The sequence below is a fragment of the Labrenzia sp. THAF82 genome, assembly GCF_009363435.1.
In the GTDB taxonomy this organism is placed as follows: Bacteria; Pseudomonadota; Alphaproteobacteria; order Rhizobiales; family Stappiaceae; genus Roseibium; species Roseibium porphyridii.
This window is the reverse complement of sequence record NZ_CP045354.1, coordinates 3,934,007-3,954,992: the sequence shown is the minus strand read 5'-3', so window position 1 is coordinate 3,954,992 and position 20,986 is coordinate 3,934,007. Positions and strand designations below refer to the sequence as shown.

At 52.0% G+C, this 20,986-nt stretch carries 12 protein-coding genes; 8 read left to right on the top strand and 4 right to left on the bottom strand.

The genetic code is table 11. The features are described from left to right. Positions 1 to 22 precede the first annotated feature (22 nt). Together FIV00_RS18200 and FIV00_RS18195 are read left to right on the top strand one after the other, a co-directional pair. On the top strand, positions 23 to 1,714 hold the full coding sequence (locus FIV00_RS18200) for a hypothetical protein (protein ID WP_152502081.1): 1,692 nt from the start codon (positions 23 to 25) through the stop codon (positions 1,712 to 1,714). A 29-nt stretch (positions 1,715 to 1,743) separates the two neighbouring features. Next, a complete protein-coding gene (locus tag FIV00_RS18195; protein ID WP_152502080.1) occupies positions 1,744 to 2,553 on the top strand; it encodes an SDR family oxidoreductase in 810 nt (269 codons plus the stop codon). Positions 2,554 to 2,606: 53 nt separating this feature from the next. Here the strand turns inward: FIV00_RS18195 and FIV00_RS18190 are convergent, their stop codons facing one another. The 3 genes from FIV00_RS18190 to FIV00_RS18180 form a co-directional block, all read right to left on the bottom strand. Beyond that, positions 2,607 to 3,965, bottom strand: a complete 1,359-nt coding sequence (locus tag FIV00_RS18190) for an aminotransferase class I/II-fold pyridoxal phosphate-dependent enzyme (RefSeq protein WP_152502079.1) — start codon at positions 3,963 to 3,965, stop codon at positions 2,607 to 2,609. A gap of 24 nt (positions 3,966 to 3,989) precedes the next feature. Further along, a complete protein-coding gene (locus FIV00_RS18185; protein WP_209006602.1) occupies positions 3,990 to 11,615 on the bottom strand; it encodes a type I polyketide synthase in 7,626 nt (2,541 codons plus the stop codon). 367 nt (positions 11,616 to 11,982) lie between these two features. Continuing rightward, positions 11,983 to 13,521, bottom strand: coding sequence for a trimethylamine methyltransferase family protein (locus tag FIV00_RS18180; RefSeq protein WP_152502078.1), 1,539 nt, complete (start codon positions 13,519 to 13,521; stop codon positions 11,983 to 11,985). Positions 13,522 to 13,765: 244 nt separating this feature from the next. On the opposite strand from FIV00_RS18180, the gene bmt reads away from it, so the two are divergent. From bmt to FIV00_RS18165, 3 genes are all read left to right on the top strand, one after another. Next, positions 13,766 to 14,794, top strand: a complete 1,029-nt coding sequence (gene bmt, locus FIV00_RS18175; protein WP_152502077.1) for a betaine--homocysteine S-methyltransferase — start codon at positions 13,766 to 13,768, stop codon at positions 14,792 to 14,794. 161 nt (positions 14,795 to 14,955) lie between these two features. Next, positions 14,956 to 16,299 carry a ferric reductase-like transmembrane domain-containing protein gene (locus tag FIV00_RS18170; protein ID WP_152502076.1) on the top strand — a complete coding sequence of 448 codons (1,344 nt, stop codon included), beginning with the start codon at positions 14,956 to 14,958 and terminating at the stop codon, positions 16,297 to 16,299. A 174-nt stretch (positions 16,300 to 16,473) separates the two neighbouring features. Next, positions 16,474 to 16,905: a PaaI family thioesterase gene (locus tag FIV00_RS18165; protein WP_152502075.1), complete on the top strand. Its 432-nt coding sequence runs from the start codon at positions 16,474 to 16,476 to the stop codon at positions 16,903 to 16,905. 16 nt (positions 16,906 to 16,921) lie between these two features. On the opposite strand, the gene FIV00_RS18160 is transcribed toward FIV00_RS18165, so the two are convergent. Continuing rightward, entirely contained in the window at positions 16,922 to 18,133 is a 1,212-nt protein-coding gene (locus FIV00_RS18160; RefSeq protein WP_152502074.1) for a GGDEF domain-containing protein, read from the bottom strand. 315 nt (positions 18,134 to 18,448) lie between these two features. Here FIV00_RS18160 and rplM point away from each other — a divergent pair, with 315 nt between their 5' ends. The 3 genes from rplM to FIV00_RS18145 all read left to right on the top strand — a co-directional run bounded on the left by rplM (position 18,449) and on the right by FIV00_RS18145 (position 20,986). Then, on the top strand, positions 18,449 to 18,916 hold the full coding sequence (rplM, locus tag FIV00_RS18155) for a 50S ribosomal protein L13 (RefSeq protein WP_152502073.1): 468 nt from the start codon (positions 18,449 to 18,451) through the stop codon (positions 18,914 to 18,916). A gap of 2 nt (positions 18,917 to 18,918) precedes the next feature. Beyond that, positions 18,919 to 19,395, top strand: a complete 477-nt coding sequence (gene rpsI, locus FIV00_RS18150; RefSeq protein WP_152502072.1) for a 30S ribosomal protein S9 — start codon at positions 18,919 to 18,921, stop codon at positions 19,393 to 19,395. A gap of 193 nt (positions 19,396 to 19,588) precedes the next feature. Next, positions 19,589 to 20,986 (top strand): MATE family efflux transporter, encoded by a 1,398-nt coding sequence (locus FIV00_RS18145; RefSeq protein ID WP_152502071.1) that lies wholly within the window; start codon positions 19,589 to 19,591, stop codon positions 20,984 to 20,986.

Here is a 20,986-nt window from a genome sequence, read left to right as displayed (position 1 = left end):
GAGGCTGGTGGTGGCACCAGACTTGCTGGACATCAAACCCAAGCTATTAGGGGCCATGGGTGCTGGTTTTTTGCAAGGGGCGGACCTGAACAATCCAGTCTATGCGATGTCGACGAAGTCTCTGATGAAAAATAGTTTCAAAGAGCAATATGCAAGTGCGTCTCACGCCCTTGTCTTGGCAGGTCCTACGCCACTAAACGCAAAGAGAGTGCCTGGCAGTTTAATTGTCTTGCCAATCGAGAGCTCCTGGCTTCTGGAAGATGATGTTTTTTCCAAGATTGCTCTCGGCCTCGTAAAAATGTGTTCCGCTGGGCTCCGGGAAAATGAAACATCATTTGAGTTCGTTGGGGGGTGGCGCACTAGCGGCTTGGCCTGCGAACTGGCCGGTGAAACCGCTGTAGCCGAAAGCGAATGCGTTGAATGTGAAAATATTCTCTCAGATCGCTCAGATTCGGTTGACCGAAATGGCTTTTGGAATGCTCTAAAAAGCACTTGTCTGACAGAGGCGACGCGGTTGGACAAAGTCCTGAACTGGATCCTTCTCCGCCACACGGCCTGGTACTCGCCTTATTCTGGGGCACTCCTATCGTCTCGTGAAGCTTTCGAGATTTTTGCCTTGGTCCAAGCGAACTGGCAAAAAAACGAGAAACCGGTTCATGCCTTTGGTGCGCAATATTGGAACCATCCCTCAATCGCCGCTACTTTTTCCGGTAAAGGCGGACCGGTAGAGTTCCACGAAGCCAAAGAAGAGGCGATTTCCGCAGCTGAGGCTAATGGGGGAGAAATCGTGTCTTGGGCGGGCAGAACTGACAAAGGGTTTGAGGTCGATTGCGAGAAAAAAAACATCCCACTTTCGAGGATTGAGGATGGTTTTCTGAGGTCTGTAGGCCTGGGGGCGGGACTTGCCCGAGGTGCTATGTTGGCAGTTGATGACCTTGGGATCTACTATGATCCGTCACGACCAAGCCGTCTTGAGGCTCTACTGAGAAACGAAGATCTAACCGCAACCGAAGTGGCACGCGGCCGTGATCTGGTTTCTTTGATCAAGACTGCCCGTGTGTCGAAATATAACTTCGGAAAGTCCAAACAATTCAAGTTTCCAGAGGATCGGAAGACAATTCTGGTCCCCGGTCAGGTCGCTGATGATGCCGCAATCCGTAAATCCTTGTCCGCAACGATCGATTGTGCCACAACGCCAAATGTCAATCTGGATTTGCTAAAACTCACGCGAGAACGCAATCCTGACGCCTTTCTCGTCTTCAAGCCACATCCGGATGTGGAAACAGGACTTCGAAAAGGGCGTGTTCCAAGGAAAGTTGCACTTCAATATGCCGACGTAATTGCTGAAGATGCCAACATTGTTGATCTCATAGAAGCAGTCGAGGCCTTGGAAACGTTCTCCTCCCTTTCTGGTTTCGAAGCGTTGTTACGAGACAAGGAAGTGACCGTACACGGGGCACCTTTTTATGCAGGATGGGGCCTTACCAAAGATCTGACGAAAATTGAGGGACGTGGTCGGGTTCGCTCCATGCCCGAATTGGTTTATTTGGCGATCGTGCGTTACTCGCGAACAATCGACCCAGTGTCGCTACTGCCCTGTACGCCAGAATATCTGATATCAAGGCTCTCCGAACAACGGCAAGATCGTCGCCATCTTATTGTAACTGCAGTTAAACGGCATTCATCCTGGCTAGGACGCAAGCTTGGTATCTAGGCGTCGCAATCCCGAGAGGACTTTGAAGCATGACAACAAGGGATACCAGGGTCATCGTTTTGACGGGTGCAAGTGGCGGTATAGGGCAAGCGCTTGCGTGTGAATTCGCGAAGGAAAACGCTTATTTCGCTCTAATCGCAAGGGATGAAGCGCGCTTACATCCCTTATTGCAAGAGATACGCGCGCTAGGCTCGGATGGTGAAATTGCAGCGATCGATATTCGCGATCGCCAAGAAATGCATGAATTTTTGCATGACCTTGATGGGCGTCGTCCAATCGATCTCGTCATCGCAAACGCAGGTGTGACTGCAGGCCTTGGTCCCAACAGAACGAGAGAAAGTGACGAGGATAGCGATCGGCAAATCGACGTGAACTACAAGGGAGTTGTAAACACTGTAACTGGGGCAGTTGGCGCGCTGCAGAAGCGTGGAAAAGGCCAGATTGTGCTGATGTCATCGCTGGCAGGTATGCGTGCACTGCCGGACATGCCTTCCTATAGCGCAACGAAGGCAGCGGTCATTGCATACGGCCATGCGCTGCGCGGTTGGTTGAAGCCATTTGGAGTTTCTGTAACGATTATCTGTCCAGGATTTGTAACTTCACCGATGTCTGAGCGTCACAAAGGGTCGAAGCCATTTGAAATATCAGCCGAAAAGGCGGCTCGACTTATGCGGCGTGCCATAAATCGACAACAAGCATTTTACGCATTTCCCTTCATTCTGGCGATGGGAATCCGCTTGCAGAACCTGTTGCCAGCAAAGATCGGTGACTTGTTCCTCGGCGGTTTTGAGGCTGAGATTGAACAGGACCCAAGATATCTCAATAAGAAGGGCTCTTAGTAAGCGAGCTCCAAATTTATTGAGTGCTGCGCAGGTTTAAATGGCTCTATCTTTTATCTGGCAGCCTTGATGAGCCTGTCGACAGCGGTGCCATCTGAACGCATGGCGTCAAGTTCTTCGACAGTTGCTTGAACTGCCCGTTCAATTTGTTCTGGAGTGTGTTCACTCGTAATGAAAAAGCGAATGCGCGCTGACTTCTCTGGAACTGCTGGGAAGATTATCGGTAGTGCGTTTATTCCCCTTGCTAGCAATCTGTTTGACAGTGTTGCTGCGCTCGCAGAATCGCCGACAATGACAGGCACCACAGCATAGCCGGCACTGGGTCCTGTGTTGAGGTTCGCTTCTTTTGCTAGCTTTAAGAACAGTGCCCCGTTTTTTTGAAGTTTTGTAACGCGCTCCGGCTCCTGAAGCATCAGTTCAGCTGACGCAATGGCCGCTCCAGCCAATGCCGCGGACATCCCGACTGAAAAAACAAATCCGGGTGCTGAGACTTTCAAGTAGTCGCAAAGGACTTTCGAGCCAGCAATGTAGCCTCCGCATGACGAAAATGTCTTGCTAAGCGTTCCCATCCATATTTCAACTTCATTCGGGTCGATGTCGAAATGTTCGGAAATGCCTCTGCCGGTTTTTCCCAACACACCGATAGAATGGGCTTCGTCAACCATAAGCCAGGCATCGTAAGCCTGTTTGAGCGCAATCACGCGCTTGAGATCCGGAAAGTCTCCATCCATTGAATAAAGGCCTTCGACGATCACCAGGACTTTGTCGAATTTGTGCCTGTGGTCAGCTAAGAGCTTTTCCAATGCATCGAGGTTGTCATGCGGGAAATTCATGCGTGTGGCGCCGGAGAGCCTGGCGCCTTCGGCAATCGAGTTGTGCACGAAGGAATCTGTCAAAATCAGATCTCCTTTGTGCATCAGGTGACCGATCGTAGTTACATTTGTTGCATGGCCCGATACCATGACCACCGAAGACTCGACACCGTGAATGCGTGCAAGAATGGCTTCGAGTTCTGCATGGAATGGTCGCTCGCCAGCAACAATCCGGCTGGCCGAAACACTTGTTCCAAAGTGTTCCACTGCCGCTGTGGCGGCCGCATTCACTTTTGGATGACCGTTCAAGCCAATGTAATTGTAGGATGCAAAATTATCATAGTTGCTGCCTTCAATTACGCTCGTACCAGCTGCCAATCCGTCGTGTGGCCTGAAAAACGGGTTTTCAATACCCATCATGTCAGCAGCGGCCTTATGCATCTGCAGCTGCTTGATCTGCGGAAGTTCTTTAAAGTCGTAAACCTTGCGCTTCGGCGCCGCCGGTTTTTTGCGGGCAGGGGTGTCTGAGGCGCGCCCCCTTGCGGAGCGTCGGTTTGCTTTCAAGCTGTCCATCAGCTTGGCGCGATCGTCTGCGCCCATTCCGGTATTCCTTTATGTTGCCGGTTACAGGAAAGAACCAAGTTCCCGGCTTTTGTTTTCAACTTCTGCTGCAACGTCTGAAAGATCTTCTGTTTCCGGCCGTTCGTCGTCCATATGCAAGCTTGCAAGTTGTTGCGTCTCGTCGGAGATGCCTGTTGCATTTTCTTCGCCGAGCACACGGTTGGCGACCCGACCAGAAAGATCGATGAGTGTAGCTCCGTTCGCAAGAGACATAAGCGGTATATCGATACCCAACTGCCGTTCAGCGCTCATGCGCAGCTCCAGAGCCATCAAGGAATCCATGCCGATATCAGACAAAGGCTTGTGCGGATCAATTTCCTCAGGTGCAATCCTCAAGATTTTACCGATTTCGGCAGCTAGCAACTTGGCGACAGTTTGTGCGGCTGTAACTTGATCCATGCCTTCAAGCATTGCTGCCAGATCAACCATCCCATCTGCGCCGGCGTCGTCTTCGTCGCCAAGTCCCAACAGGCTGACCAGTGGTGTTCCAACCAGCGTTAGGTCTTTGCGGGCAGCTTGCCAGTCGATCCGCGCAAAACCGAGGGAAGCCTCTGAGACGTCATCGGTTGCGGACTGCGCAAGCAGCGACATAAGACCGTCAAGCGCCTCCTTGGCAGTCAATGCATGACGACCCAGCTTGCGAGACAGCATCTCGTTGACGTCTTCATTTCGAGCCAAATACCCCGCGTCGGAGATTGCACCCCAGGCAATCGCCAGCCCAGGCTTGCCCTCTGCACGCCTCCGGCGTGCCAAGCCTTCCAGATACCCGTTCGCAGCAACGTAATTTGCCTGTCCTGGATTTCCGACAAGCGTAGTAGCAGACGAATACAGCACGAAATGGTCAAGTGGATCGTCTTCAGTAAATCGGTCTAGAAGCTCTGCGCCGCGAATCTTGGGTGCAAGAACGCTTGTCAGACCGTCATGATCCATGTTTGCAAGCAAGACGTCGTTAAGTACCATCGCAGTGTGGAAGACGCCTTTGATCTGTTTTCCACCAGCCCGGATTTCTCTGAGAGCAGTTCTTACAGCGTCTTCATCGGTGATGTCGCAGGAGATGCCATCAATGGAAACCTTGCGTTCCTCAAATTCACGAATGACGGCCTTAGCTTCTTCACTGGTCGCGCCACGTCGGCTCAGGACCGCGAGATTTCTGGCGCCATGATCTGCAAGCCGATGCAAAAGAGCTGCACCAAAGCCACCGAAGCCCCCGGCAATGACGTAAACAGCGTCGCCATCGAACTCAACGACAGATTGGGTGGCGACTGCCTCTGGAACCTGCGGCGGACGGATCACAATTTTTCCGATATGACCGGCCTGTTGCATAAGACGAAATGCGTCGACTGCGTCTGATGCTTCGAATACGCGGTGAGGGAGCGGCTTGAGAACGCCATCTTCAAACAATTCAACCAACTTGACAAAAAGGTCGACTGCCAATTGAGGCTGACGCGTCAGAAGCTGGTCGGCGTCTATGCCGAAATAGGTCAGATTCTGCCTGAATGGCCGGAGACCAATACGCGTGTTGCTGTAATAGTCTCGTTTTCCAAGCTCCAGGAAACGTCCAAACGGCTTCAGCACTTCTATACTGCGTTCCATCGCTTCGCCAAAGAGAGAATTCAGAACAACGTCGACGCCTTCGCCTCGTGTTTCCTCCATCACAGCATCGACAAAAGCCAGGCTGCGCGAGTCCAGGACGACGTCTGCGCCAAGTAATGTCAGAGTGTTGCGCTTGTCTTCAGATCCCGCGGTTGCGATAATTTTGGCACCGCGCCACTTTGCGATCTGCAGTGCAGCCAGACCAACACCACCGGCGCCACCATGTATCAGGACAGTGTCGTCCTTTGACAATTCAGCAAGATGCACCAGTGCATAATATGCAGTCAGGAAGGTCACTGGAATTGTTGCTGCCTCTTCGGGCGAAACCGTACGAGGCATGGGGGCGCATCCGGCTTCTGCGACTGTGACATGTGTTGCAAAACAAGCAGGTGCAAAGGTAATAACTTTGTCGCCGGGCTGGAAGCGTGTCACGTCTGGTCCGCAACCGACAACATGTCCGCAGCATTCCATTCCGAGTGTAGGCCCCGCAAAGCCATCTTCGAGCGCTTCTTCCGGCAACAATCCAAGAGCCCACATCACGTCACGGAAATTCAATCCGCTGGCGTCGACCGCAATCTCAACGTCGCTTCCTTGCAAGGGCTTGCGTTCAACGGCTTGCCATTTCAGCTGATCCAGCGACCCTTGCCTCTGGATATCAAGCATCATTGCCGGTCGAGCACCTTCCGGAAGAGTTGCTTCCGGCAGAACACCACCTCTGAGGAGCCGAATACCTGATCGAGTTTCGCTGTTTAGGACGATTTCTCTCTCGCAGTTCTCGATCAGTATTTCGTCGGCAACGCGTGCCGCCGCTATACCCGGTTCCAGGTCTGGAGAGACATCGATCAGTTTCAAGTTGGCATCAGGGTACTCGTTCATAACTACCCGGCCAAATGCCCAGATCCCTGCCTGACTGGGCACTGCAGACTTGCCACCTGCAATGTCCTGAGCACCGGCCGGAGAAACAAGTGTAAATTCGCCAGTATTCGGCCCAAGTGCCTTGAGTAACGCCATGAGGCTGTAGGCTCTTGTGTCAACAGATTTCAGTGCATCTGTGTCGTCGGCGTATGAGCCCAATAAATGAACGACCCGTCCTTGATGATCGGCCAACAGCTTGTTCAAGGCGACATCGGGGGATGTGCTCAGCTTGTCTGCGTCGAGTGCCGCACTCCATATGTCCTCACCAAGTTCTTCTGTAACTTCGCCAGGAACCAACAGGGTTGCCGTGTGACCATTGCGTTCAAGGCAAGACTTCAGCCCCTCGGCAAGCCGATGTGCAGTACCATCTGCATCGGTCAGTAGCAGGTAAGATTTTTGTAAGTCTTGAGCGCTTGAAGTAGCTGAGTCGGCGTCCGTGGTCTCATCAAAAACACTCTCAGGCGCACGAGCGGCAATCAAGTCAGCTTCGATTTGTGCACTCTTTAGCGGTATACTTTCAACCAATCGGAAACCTGCTGCTTCCAGTGGTTTGGTCCAGTTGCTTTGTTGCTTGGTTACCGGGAATTCCGCCGTTGCCGTATCGTCCCACCAGGAACTTCCAACACCCATGATCATATCGGTCAATGGGTGTGGCAAAGCCTCAGCCGCAAGGATCAGGCCATTGGTCAATGCTGAACTCGCAAACCGTTTAAGCGTTTCAGCTTCGATGTCTGCAAGAGACGTATCGAAAAGTATGATGTCGAAATAATTGTCAAACTTGAAGTCGGCTTCTGTTGGCTCGACAAATTCAGTTGCAGACGAACCTTGCCAAAGACGTTCACCGCGCCCGACTTGCGCTGAAGTCGCATCGGTCACAGTCAGGGCCATATGTGTCGGATCTAGGACTGTGTCGAGATTTGCGGCAAGCGCGCTTGTTGCACCAACAAGCAAAATCCGAAGCACTTGGTCTTTCGGCCAAGTCTCTACGGATTTCAGTGCGCATTTCTGGAGCGCGTCGGTCAATGCACGTTTCCCAGGCGAAGAAGCCTTGTAGGCCTCAAACAGGCTGGAGGAATAGAGTTTGTTGGCAGTGTCCTCCAAACCATCGGATAGGATAGTTTCAAGTCCTGTCCAAAGACGTGCAAGAAGGGCGGCCTCGGCTATGTGTTCACCACCGCCGTCTGTCAGTGCTTGCAGCAGTTCTGCCGAAGACGGAAATTCTTCAGGGTTCTTGAGGTCGAAGCCGTTTTCACCTTCGTTGCAAAGACCGCTTTCGCAGAGCCATAAGAATAAAGTGGAAGCAAGCGGACCCGAGGTTTCATGCAACTCGCCGGAAGCCATCAAATCCGGAACCCGGACAATTCGAGTGCCGAACTTATTGAAAAGAGTTTGATGAGCGATCGTTCTGCCAAGTGCTTCAATCAGCACCCTGCTATCATCGAGCTCCTCATCATCAGAACCTGCAAGTCCGAGGTCTGCTGCCAGCGCCTCAATTCCCTTGAACGTTTGTTCTAGCGGAGATGTTCGATCACTCTCCGGAAGAATGGATGCAATCTGCCGGTAAACCAGGTCATCCGGCCTCACATCCTGCCCAAGCGTGACAGCTTTGAATCGAGACTTGTTCAGACGAGCGACAGTCAGACCATCAGCGTCGAGAAACTCAAAACTTGCCTCGATTGATCGAGGTGAGGCTTTGGTGACTTCAATTCGAACGGTGGTCGGTCTGGTGTCCGGCGCCAAAAGCCGAAGCGTACCCAATCTGATTGGCAGGAACGACGTATTTTGCGGGATATCTTCAACACCGTCCAGCAGGGCGAAAAGACCATGGAAACCAGCATCGACAAGAGTTGGACAAAGAGCAAATGATAGCGGCTCAACAGTGCTATCCTGGCCAAGAAGGGAGACAGTCGCGGTTGTATCGCTATGCTTTACGACTTTGTCGGCGCGACGGAATGCAGGCCCGTAATTCAGGCCGAAGGTCTCCGTTATCTTGTAGAGTTCGTCATGGCTCAACTGGGAAACCGACTGCTCGCCTGTCTTGAGCCACGGTGTCCGGGACGAAGTCGATGGCGTGATAAAGGTTCCCCGGGCATTCAAGGACCAGTCATTGTCGGAGAGCCTTGGCCTTGACAGAATTTCAACAACACTGTCGTCGGGAGATATTCTGACTTGCGTTTCCCAGACTTCGTCGCCTTCAATCACCAGAGGACGAACAATGTCGAAATCTCGCAGTTCAATTATTTCGCCCTGCGTCCAGCGCAAAGCCGCGCGAAGGCTCATCTCGATATAACCAGCCGCGGGAAAGACAACACTGTCCTCAACCTTGTGATCCTGAAGGAAGGGAAGAGAGCCGCTGTCAATATGGTTGAACCATTCCGCAGTGTCTTTGCGGAGCCTGTGTCCGAGCAAGGGCCAGTTTTGGCCAAACATGAAATCAATGTGCTCAGGACTGTTTTCGGGCCGATATTCCGAATTTTGCCAGGGGTAGGAAGGAAGTGGACGCAAACGCGCAGGTTTCGGCCCCACATATTTTTCAAGTTCGGTAACGCCACCATTTGCAAGGATCGACGCGGCAATCCGGTCAAGTGGATTGCCTTCACTCGCTTCAGAGTTCTTCGATGGCTCCTTCAGCGTTTCCAGGAATTTGGCCTTCTTGCCTTTCGAACGCAGGACGTCATTCACATATGTGCCCAATACGGCCTTGGGGCCAATTTCAACCAACACTGAGAAATCGTCGGCTGCCATGTTTTCAATTGCAGCTGCAAATTTCACGGGCTGGCGCACATTTTTCCACCAGTACTCGGCCGACACCTTGGCGTCGGGCAACTCTGGCGTCACCGTCGAATAAAAGGGAAGAGCGGCGTGCGAGGGTTTCAGGCCTTTGAGGGCCGCCAATAGTGGTTTTTCAATCGGGTCAACAAGCGCACTGTGGAAGGGATATGCCAGATTGAGCTTCCGCATGGCCCATTTCTTTTTCCGTGCGAATTTGGCAAACGCGTCAAGGCTCTCACTATCGCCCGAAATGGTGACACTGCGAGGACTGTTATCAGCCGCCAGCTCCAAACGGGATAAGCCGCTCTCCTTGATGGCTTCAACAGCTTTTTCCGCTGGCAGCAGCAATGCTCCCATGGAACCGAGGTCTCGGACAACCTCCTGTTCGCTTGATCGGGCTCTAATGACTTTAACGGCCTGCTCAAGATCAAGTGCGCCAGCACACCAAGCAGCTGCAACCTCACCAACTGAATGACCGGTTGTGCCCGAGGCCTCAATGCCTCTGTCCCGCAAGGCTTCTACAATGGCAACCTGAATTGCAAACAGAAGCGGTTGCGCGACCTCGGACCTTTCCAGATCGCTTTCCAGATCTTCTGCAAAGAGTGTGGTGACAAGGGACCATCCGCTGAGCCCCATGAAAATCTTGTCGACCTTGTCGAAAGAATTCCGGAATGCAATGTCTGCCTGATAGGCCTCTTGGCCCATACCAGCCCATTGTGAACCATTACCGGAAAAGACAAATCCAACCTTGGCATCAGGCTTGATGATGCTTCCGACAATCAGATTGTCACTTTCATTTCCGTCTTCAGAAAATGCACGGAGGGCATCCGCTTTTTCAGACTTCGTCTTTCCCAGAACGACAAGCCGTTCTGACAGTAGATCACGGGCGTGTGCGCTCGTCGAAATCAGGTCTGCAACGCTTTCATTTGGCTCGTCTGATAGGAAGTCCTGATACCTACCGGCCAGCTCCTGAAGTGCTTCCTTGGAACGAGCGCTGACAACAAGTGGGGCTTCAGCCGTAAGCGATTGCTTTGATTTCTTTTTCCGTAGAACGGGAAGCGGATCCGGGTCACCTATGATGGCATGGGCGTTGGTACCGCCAAAGCCGAAGGAATTGATCCCCGCCAGTCTGCGTTTCCCATTTCGCTCAAGCGAAACGGCTTGATCGGCGACCTTCAGGTTCAGTTCGTCAAAAGGGATATCCGGATTAGGCGTGTTGAAATGCAGGGACTTCGGAAAAGTGTCTTCCCGAAGCGCCATGACGGATTTCAGCAAGCCTATCAGGCCAGACACGGGCTCAAGGTGACCAACATTTGTTTTCACCGAGCCGATCGGAAGAACATCGCTTCGTTTTTGGCCAATGACCTTGCCAAGTGCGTCTGCTTCAGCCGGGTCACCAACTCGCGTTCCAGTCCCGTGCGCTTCGACAAAGGCAAGTTCTGAAGGATCTATTTCCAGACCGTCATAAATCTCCCGAAGCAGATCTGCTTGGGCATAGGGAGAAGGCAGCGACAGACCTACTGTTCTTCCGTCGGCGTTAATCCCGGTTGCCAGCAATTTTCCGTGGCTTTTGGAGCCTTCTGGTATTCCTGCGCGGTCTGCCCGCAAAACCAGTACTGCGCCACCTTCCGAACGCACATATCCATCACCGTTGGCGTCAAAAGCCTGACAGAGACCGGTCGGCGAGAGCATTGTCGCCCTTGAGAAGCCGACAAAGGCAAATGGACTGAGAAGCAAGCTGACGCCGCACACAATGGCGGTGTCAATCTGTCCACTTTCAATGGCGGACACGGCTTCATGCAAGGCGACGATGGAGGAGGAACAAGCTGTATCTACGGTGAAGCTTGGGCCCCTAAGATCGTAAATGTAAGAAATACGGTTTGAGACAATCGACAGCGTATTGCCGGTCATGAATTGCATGTCGGCCATTGCAGGATCCACCAAAAAACGATGGTGGTAATCCAATGAGGATGCGCCTACATAAACCCCGGTATTTGAACCTGCCAGATCGCTCGGACGCATATTCGCATGTTCAAGTGCTTCCCAGACCAACTGAAGAAGCAATCTTTGCTGTGGGTCCATTTGGACCGCTTCCCGCGGGGAAATGCCAAAAAACGATGGGTCGAAGCCCCAGACATCATCAAGTTGCCCGGCTGCCCAAGTATACGTTTTTCCGGAAGTGGATTGTGAAGGATGTGAAAAACGTGTCAGCGGCCAGCGTTCCGGCGATACGGAACTCACTGCACATTCGCCATTCTTCAAAAGAGACCAGAATTCACCAGAATCATTGGCACCTGGGAGACGCGTAGAATAACCGAGAATGTTTATGTTTGAGGTAAGAGACGCCACAGAACAACCTGTTTTATTTATCGAGATCGGTCAAGTCATTGAGGTATTTAATAAATTAATGGTCAGCGAATTCGCATCTCAAACAGCTCCCTCAAGCTTTAAACCTGCCTGGCACAACCGATCCCCGAATACATGTGCACAAGCTTATCGCATGCTTCTGAGCGTTTCCAGCATCAGAAACCCGCAATGAATGGGAACCTTTAACTCAAGCTGGAAACTTCTGGAAGACATTATGCAAAAAATCCGCAGGTCTTCCTTCAGTTATTGCTAACGTGCATCAGTTTTTTGCAGCAAGCACTATGAATTTGCACAAAAAAAGACGCCTAGCAGATTGCCGGGCGTCCTTTGTCGATGGTTGAAATACAATTCAAACGTTGCTGTCTGGAAAAGATGCTTTGCGTTTTGCCATAAATTCCAGCAAGGCCTCGTCGATCCCAGGGTCAATATCCGGTCCTGAATAGCCCCTCAACTGTTCCTTCCATCGTGAATTCGCGCGCATTGCAGCATCCAGTTCACCGTCTGCAAGCCACTGCTCATAGGAGTTGTTGTCGGCGATCGTGGAGCGATAAAAGGCACTTTCGAAATTTCGCTGGGTGTGTGAGGCTCCGAGAAAATGTCCTCCCGGTCCAACTTCTTCCAGGGCGTCCATTGCCAAGCTTTCTTCGGAGATATCGATGCCCTTTGCAAGCACGTGCATCATGCCAAGTTGATCTGCATCCATGACAAACTTCTCGTAGGAAGAGCAAAGACCGCCTTCAAGCCAACCTGCGGAATGGAGCGCGAAGTTTACACCTGACTGAACGGTCGCAAGAATCGTTTGTGCAGATTCTTGCGCTGACTGTGCATCAGGGCTTTTCGACGCGGTAAATGATCCGCCGGAACGGAAGGGAAGGTTAAGCCTTCTGGCCAGTTTTGCGGCCCCGTTTAGAAGCAATGATCCCTCCGGGCTTCCGAAAGTGGGTGCTCCGGACTGCATGGATATGGAACTGACAAAGGCACCGAAGACAACTGGAGCACCAGGCCGCACAAGTTGTGTCAAAGCACAGCCGGCCATCGCTTCGGCCAATACCTGGGAAAGAGTGCCGGCGACAGTAACCGGACTCATGGCACCAGCAAGAATGAACGGTGAGACGATGCATGCCTGATTGTGCCGGGCATAAACCTTTAGGGCCCCAAGCATTGTGGCATCAAAGACCAGCGGTGAGTTGGCATTGATAAGCTGGATCATGACACAATTCTGGTCGACGAAATCTTCGCCGAATGCGATTTGCGCCATTTTAACCGAGTCTACCGCGCGTTCAGGAGCTGTCACAGAGCCCATGAAGGGTTTGTCGGAATACTTGATATGTGAATAAACCATATCGAAGTGGCGTTTGTTGACCGGCAAATCCACAGGCTCGCAAACCGTGCCTCCGGAATGATGCATCCAAGGTGACATGTAGGCGAGCTTTACGAAATTCCTGAAGTCTTCAATGGTACCGTAGCGGCGGCCTTGGTCCAGATCTGTTACGAATGGGGGGCCGTAGACCGGTGCAAAAACGAGGTTATTGCCACCAATTTCGACGTTTCGAGCAGGATTGCGCGCATGCTGGGTGAACTGCGATGGTGCCGATTTAAGGATTTCTCGGAGCATATCTTTCGGAAAACGAACGCGTTCGCCATCGATCTCGGCACCGGCGGACTTCCAGATTTCGAGAACTTCGGGGTCCTCTCGGAACTCCAGTCCGATCTCGGCAAGAATCCTGTCTGTATTTGCCTCGATCCGAGCAGCCCCTTCATCGGTCAAGACTTCATAGTTGGGAATATTTCGTGAGATAAATGGAACAGCCATTGCGCCGGGGCCGGCTTGGCGCCTTTCTCTACGGGCGTTTCTACCGCGTCGACCAGATGGGGCGGCGTCAGACATTTCGTGTCTCCCAGGATCAATTTTAGTTGGCGTAGTCTCGATCAGGCGCACTTGTTACCGGGCATCAGATGCGTCGCACAATACCGTAAATGCGTCATGTAGTTTTGTTGCTAGGCTTTCACCAGTTTGTCCATTGACATTCTTGGTTCAAAAGGGAAAACAGCGAGCACAATGCAAGGCCTGCCTTTGTTGCCTGAGAGCCTGCGGGCCGTTCCGAAAAAAAATTGAAAAGAAAGACAGCTGAATGTCCAAGCTGGAAAGCCTTTTGTCCCGACGCGGTGCCCTTCTTGCGGACGGCGCTTTCGGTACCAATCTGTTTGACATGGGGCTCGTCTCAGGAGATGCGCCAGAACTCTGGAACACGGACGAGCCGGAAAAAATCAAGGCCCTGCACAGGTCCTTCGTTCAAGCTGGCGCTGATATCATTCTGACGAACACATTTGGATGCAACCGCCATCGTCTCAAACTGCATGCGGCTGAGGAGCGGGTGAACGAACTCAATAGCCTTGGTGTGCAGTTGGCACGTGAAGTTTGCGAAGAGACCGATCGCGAAATTCTCATCGCGGGTTCCATTGGTCCCACTGGAGAACTGTTTCAACCGCTCGGCGCTCTGAGCTACCAGGAAGGCGTTGAGGCATTCAGGGAACAGATCGAAGGTCTGAGGGACGGGGGCGCAGATATTCTCTGGGCCGAAACAATGTCAGCCGTCGAGGAGATGAAAGCGGTTGCTGAGGCTGCAAGTGAATTCGATCTGCCGCTTGTGATAACGGCAAGTTTTGACACAGCTGGCAAGACTATGATGGGTCTTGCTCCTGCAAACCTTGGTGAATTGCAAAATCAATTTGCGTGTACACCGGCCGCGATTGGTTCCAACTGTGGTGTCGGAGCGTCGGACCTTTTGGCAGCCATCTTGGAAATTACAGATGCGTATCCTGACGCGATTGTTGTCGCCAAAGCCAATTGCGGTATCCCGCAGATCCAAGGTGACGAAGTCGTCTACACGGGTACACCCGAACTGATGGCGAAATATGCCCATATGGCAATGGATGTCGGAGCACGAATTATTGGTGGTTGTTGCGGAACGTCTCCAAGTCATCTCGCCGCCATGAGAAGAGCTTTGGACGATCATAAACCCGGGCCACGACCGACGCTTGAAACGATGATTTCCGAGATCGGTCCACTGGTTTCCCCGCCGAACAAGAAAGCAGATGCAGCACGGGCAGAAAGTGAAGCTGCTGGTGTCGGTCGCCGTAGAGGGCGCCGCCGCAGCTGATACGCGACTGACTTCATAAACTTTGGTTCTAAAGGGCGCTCAATGAGCGCCCTTTTTGTCGACTTGTCTTCCTGTCCCATTGCGTTCCTCCGCGGGAAACTCTAACGAAATCAAGCACGGTCGACCGCCTCGTCGCCGCGAACACAAATGGAATTCTTAGTGTGCGCTTGATTGGCTTCATCTTCATATTTGTCGCATCGACGGTGCCACTTCTTTGGTATTGGCCCTTGATGTCATCAAGCGATCCGATCGCGATTTTTAGTCAATACATCGGATCCGTTGCTCTCATTTTGTTTGGGACAAACCAGTTCATTGCCACCCGGTTGCCTGGGCTGGAATTCGTTTTCGGACCGCTTGATAGAATTTATGTGCTGCACAAGTGGTTGGGCATCACAGCGATGGTGTGTCTCGGCCTGCACGATATCATCGACGCAGAAATCAATGGTCTGCGGGGAGGGCCTTTGTCAGGGATTGCCGAAGATATCGGAGAGGTCGGACTCTATGGATTGCTCATTTTGACGATTGCTTCGGTGATCACCTTCATTCCCTATCATCTTTGGAAATGGAGCCACAGGCTGATCGGGATTTTCTTCATTCTCGGGACATTTCATTTTTTCTTTATTGAAAAGCCTTTTTCAAATCTGGAGCCACTTGGTCTCTATGTTTCCAGTTTTTGCTTGCTCGGCATCTTTAGTTACATCTGGTTGGCGCTTCTCCGCCCTTTGTCACCGCGTGGCCATCTTTATCAAGTCGCATCCATCAAGCACCTCACGGGTTTGACAGAAGTTGTCCTTCACCCACAAGGACAAGGACTGAAGCATGAGTCCGGTCAGTTTGTGTTTCTTTCATTGAACGCAGCCGGTCTTTCCGAAGAGCATCCCTTCACATTGAGTGCCGCTCCGACCCAAGATCGAGCATTGCGGTTTTCAATCAAGGAACTTGGGGACTACACGCGGCGCCTTCGTGCAGAACTAAAAGTTGGAACGTCTGCCAAAGTTTTGGGTCCTTACGGCCGTTTTACCTTTCCAAAAGGGGCGGACCCCCAAGTTTGGATCGGAGCGGGCATTGGTGTCACACCTTTTCTTGCATTCGCCGAAAGCCTGAAATCACGAGAGAGCGGTCCCGTGAAACTCTACTACTGTGTGCGTGAACGAGGCGAAATTCCCTACGCGCAAGAGTTGGAACAAATTGCGAAGAAGACTGAAAACTTGGAACTCTCTGTAATCAACTCAAACCAAGGATCTCGCCTGACTGTGGATCGTATTGTTGACGATCTCGGTGGACGGCTTATGGAAGCGCACGTTTTCTTCTGCGGGCCCGTTGAAATGCGCAAAAGCTTGAAGAAAGAGCTGGTTTTGGAAGGACTGCCTCACGGCAGATTTCACTTCGAAGAATTTCAGATGAGGTCGGGTGTCGGCTTGAACCGATTAGCGCTTTGGCTCTGGAACCGAGGAACTCAAGAGATTGAAAAGCGCAAGGTCATAACGGCAAGCCCGACAGAATAATCAAACCTTGCAATTCGTTTCGCTACCAGCTCGCCTCACCATGTCGCGATCGTTGACAACGAAATACTAGAATATCTGGCAGTACCTATAGCCAAATCGCCACTTGCAATTTGAAGGAATTGACGTTTACGTAATTGGCAATGAATTTTTTACGTTTTTTGAACGCGATATGAGATGCCGATGAAACCAGTCATGACAGCTTTGGACATAATGGCTTTGCTGGACAAGGAGTTTCCGCAAATACATGCAGGTGGCCGGGTATACTCGATAGACGGCGTTTCCTCGGGCACGGCGGTTGTGCGTTTGAGCGCAAATGAAATGCACTTAAGGCCGGGAGGAACCGTATCCGGCCCGGCAATGATGGCACTGGCTGACTTGGCAGCTTATGTAGTCATTCTTGCACATATTGGCCCCGAGGCTCTCGCGGTGACAACAAATCTCAATATCAATTTTCTGCGCAAACCGGACCAGGGAGATCTTTTAGGCACGTGTCGTCTCCTGAAGCTTGGCAAAAGGTTGGCTGTTGTGGAGTGCACAATCGCTGGTGAGGGCGAAGAGGTGCCAGTTGCACATGCAACGGCGACCTACTCTATTCCACCGCGATAATTCGCAGGCGAAAAAATTACGCGGACTGCCTTGAAACTTCCTGGTCAAAAAGACCTTCCAGTGTAGGCGTGTATTCGACCAACTGACTTCTGCCCGAGCGTTTGGCTGCGTAAACAGCGAGGTCGGCCTTGTGCAGAGCCGACTTCTCCGTGTCCCGGGTTTCGGTGAGATATGCTCCGACGCTCAGGCTCGGGATGAAGTTGATGTCCTTGTGTCTGCAGGGCGTTTGCGACGCTTTCATAATGAGCGAACACCTTTCACGGAACATGTCCCTGGAAATTTCTGGCATCAGAATTACAAATTCATCGCCCCCATAGCGCCCTATCAAATCGGTCTCAGTTTTGATGCAGCCCTTTAGAACGGTCGCTATGTGTTGCAGAAGTTTGTCTCCTGCTGCATGTCCATACTGATCGTTTACTTGTTTGAAATGGTCGACGTCGACAAAAAATATTCCGAGATTTCCTCCTGCCTCCGGCGATGCGAAAAACTGCGTCAGATACGTCGAAACAGTATCCCTGTTGTAAATGCCCGTTAGCTTGTCGTAACGGGTCAATTCAAGCAGCTGTTTGTCCTTTCGCATGATTTGGCGTGTTGTTCGAACATAGGCAACCGCAGGGAAAAGGCCGATTAGCAGCGTACCCAGGATGAGATATCCGCTGATTTGCTGAAAAACTTCCTCCAGCTCATCTTCGAATCTCGTTACGTCGACATAGACCTCAATCGCGCCTATCGTTTCACCAGAGGGTAGAATTGCGGGCAGGTAAACCTCAACATAGGTTTCAAGCTGTGTCGCTTGTGTTTCGTAGTCCTCTTTTTCATGAATGAATACGAGCGGCAGCCCCGTTTCATAAACCCGGAGCGCGGTGGTATTTACACCGCTGGAGGGGTCAAGAACCCCGGTGTCGGACAAAAGCGTTCGCACACCCTCACGGTTGAACATCTCGAAACGGATAACATCAACCAGGGCAAATGAACTTTCCAGCCGATCCAGTTCGGAAGGGGTCGCAATGCCTTTCTCCACCATCCGGCGTGAACTCGGTGTTGTTGCAAAGAAGTTTTCCGACCAGTTAAGTGCACGCACTTCAGCGTTTTTGCGAATTGCAACCTGGACCTGCCAGTCAATAAGTTCGTCAAGCGCTGCAGCAACAAGCACAACGACGGCAATCGTTCCCGCCAATGCGAATAGGATCGGCTTACGGTTTTCATTGATTAGGCTGGCCAAACCCATTCTGTTGCCTCCGGTAATTTGCGGAAACACCCTATCGATCAACGCTTAAGCGCGCGTAAAATCGCTAAGCCTTCACGGAACAAATGCGATTTGAAGCGCCTAAGGTTCGCACCTCAAAAAGTGTGGTATCATAATACCGTTTTTTTAAGTAATTGAAAAATAAAAGAAAAAATAGTCAAAGACGAAATATTTGTAATTGACCTCACTTGTGTGTCGGCGTATAAGCGCACTCGAACGAATTCAAGGTCCGTTCGCAGACTTTATTATGAAGTCGCGCGGGCCTTTTCTTTAACCGACCAATTATGGATCAAACCCATGAAGACCTACTCTGCCAAGCCGGCTGAGGTCGAGAAAAAGTGGATCTTGATTGACGCAGAAGGCATGGTCGTCGGCCGTTTGGCTGCCTACATCGCCAATCACCTGCGCGGCAAGCATCTGCCGACCTATACGCCTCACATTGACACGGGTGACAATGTTATCGTCATCAATGCTGACAAGGTGGTGCTCACCGGCCGTAAGTACGACAACAAGAAGTATTACTGGCACACCGGCCACCCGGGTGGCATCAAGGAACGCACAGCTCGTGCGATCCTGGAAGGCCGTTTTCCTGAGCGTATTCTGGAAAAAGCTGTCCAGCGCATGATGCCAGGCGGTCCTCTGTCCAACAAGCAGCTGAAGAACCTCAAGGTTTATGCTGGTCCGAACCACCCGCACGAAGCTCAGTCGCCGGAACTCGTCGACGTTAAGGGCCTTAATGCAAAGAATGACGGCAAGAGGGCTTAACGATGGCTGAGCTGCAATCCTTGGAAGAATTGGGCGGCGCGGTCGAAACCGCAGCCCCTGAAGCACCGGTCCACGTTCAGAAGTTGGACGCACAAGGTCGCGCATATGCGACTGGCAAACGTAAAGACGCTATTGCGCGCGTATGGATCAAGCCGGGCACTGGCAAGATCGTGATCAACAAGAAGGACTATACTGAGTATTTTGCTCGTCCTGTCCTCCAGATGATCCTGCAACAGCCGATCATGTTGACGGACCGTGCCGGTCAGTATGACGTCATTGCGACTGTCACCGGCGGTGGACTTTCCGGTCAGGCAGGTGCTGTACGTCACGGTCTCTCCAAGGCCCTGACACACTACGAGCCTGAGCTTCGCGGTATTTTGAAGAAAAACGGCTTCCTCACACGTGACAGCCGCGTTGTTGAACGTAAGAAGTTCGGCAAGCGCAAAGCACGCCGTTCGTTCCAGTTCTCCAAGCGTTAATCGCTCAAAGGACTGTTACGCCAAAGACCTTCAAAGCCTGCCGGCTTGTTCCGGCAGGCTTTTTTGTTTCCAAAAGTTTGGGCTTAGGCCCTCATGTCTTTTCCTGTTTAATGGGCTGTCCGGATCGTTCTTGTGTGTGGCAAATGACATCCGACATCCACTGGGGTTTTCGACCGAACCGTCCCAAGGCGTCATGAACCAGGCAAAATTTCTCACCGGAAACTTGTTCCGTCACATCACAGTGATGTCTTTGACCTCTTCTGTCGGCCTGATGGCGATATTTGCGGTCGATTTCGTCGACATGATCTTCATCTCAATGCTTGGCAAAGCCGAATTGGCGGCAGCTGTCGGATATGCCGGGGCTATTCTTTTTTTCACCACGTCGTTCAACATCGGCGTTGCCATTGCAGCAGGCGCACTTGTCGCCAGAGCACTGGGCGCCGGAGACAAAGAGATGGCGCGTCAACAGGCAGCTAACGCTCTGACGGTTGGCGTAATTTTTTGTAGCGTATTTGCTGTCGCCGTCTGGTTTTCGTTGGATGAACTAGTCTCTCTCATGGGCGCTCGAGAACAAACCCACGAGCTTGCCGTTCACTACCTGGCGATCATAGTGCCCACCTTGCCCTTACTTCTTCTTGGCATGGCAGGTGGGGCGATCTTGCGTGCCCATGGCGATGCCAAAAGAGCAATGATGTCGACGATTGCGGGTGGTCTGGTAAATGCGATCCTCGATCCCATCCTGATTTTCGGGCTGGATCTGGAATTGACCGGTGCAGCACTTGCAAGTGCAGCGTCTCGGGTCGCTATCGCCTTCTTCGCACTGGCGCCTCTCATTCGCCACCATGGTGGATTGAGCCTGCCAAGGGCGAAAAAACTGCTGATCGACCTTCCACCCATTTCAGCAATCGCGTTTCCCGCGATCCTCACTCAACTTGCGACACCTGTTGGACAGGCCTGGGTAACCAGATCCATGGCCGAATACGGGGAGGAGGCGGTTGCTGGCATGGCCGTTGTGGCGCGTATGTCACCACTTGCCTTTGCGACAATATTTGCCTTGTCCGGTGCAATCGGACCGATTGTGGGTCAGAACTACGGTGCTGCAAAGTATGACCGGGTTCGTAGTGTGCTGCGTGAATCGTTGTTGTTTACCGCGATCGTTGTCGGGACGGCTGCGCTTGCACTCTATTTTCTGCGCGGTCCGATCGTCCATTTGTTCGATGCTAGCGGTTTGGCACTGACATTGATTTACTTGTTTTGTGGTCCGCTCGCGCTTGCATTCTTTTTCAATGGCGCACTCTTTGTGTCCAATGCGTTCTTCAACAACCTGGGCAGACCTTTTTATTCCACCTGGATGAACTGGGGCAGGCACACGCTTGGTACGATCCCATTCGTTTGGATCGGTGGGACTCTTTTCGGAGCACCTGGCGTGTTAATCGGTCAGGCCGCTGGTGGGGTCGTCTTCGGGATCGCCTCTTTGCTGCTGGTGCGCCATGTGATCCGCAACGTGGAAATTCGACACGAGGAAGCCAGCGGTCCTGGCCTTTTTCAGCGTCAAGCAAGGCAAGTGGTGTTGTTCTTTTCTCGAAGGTGA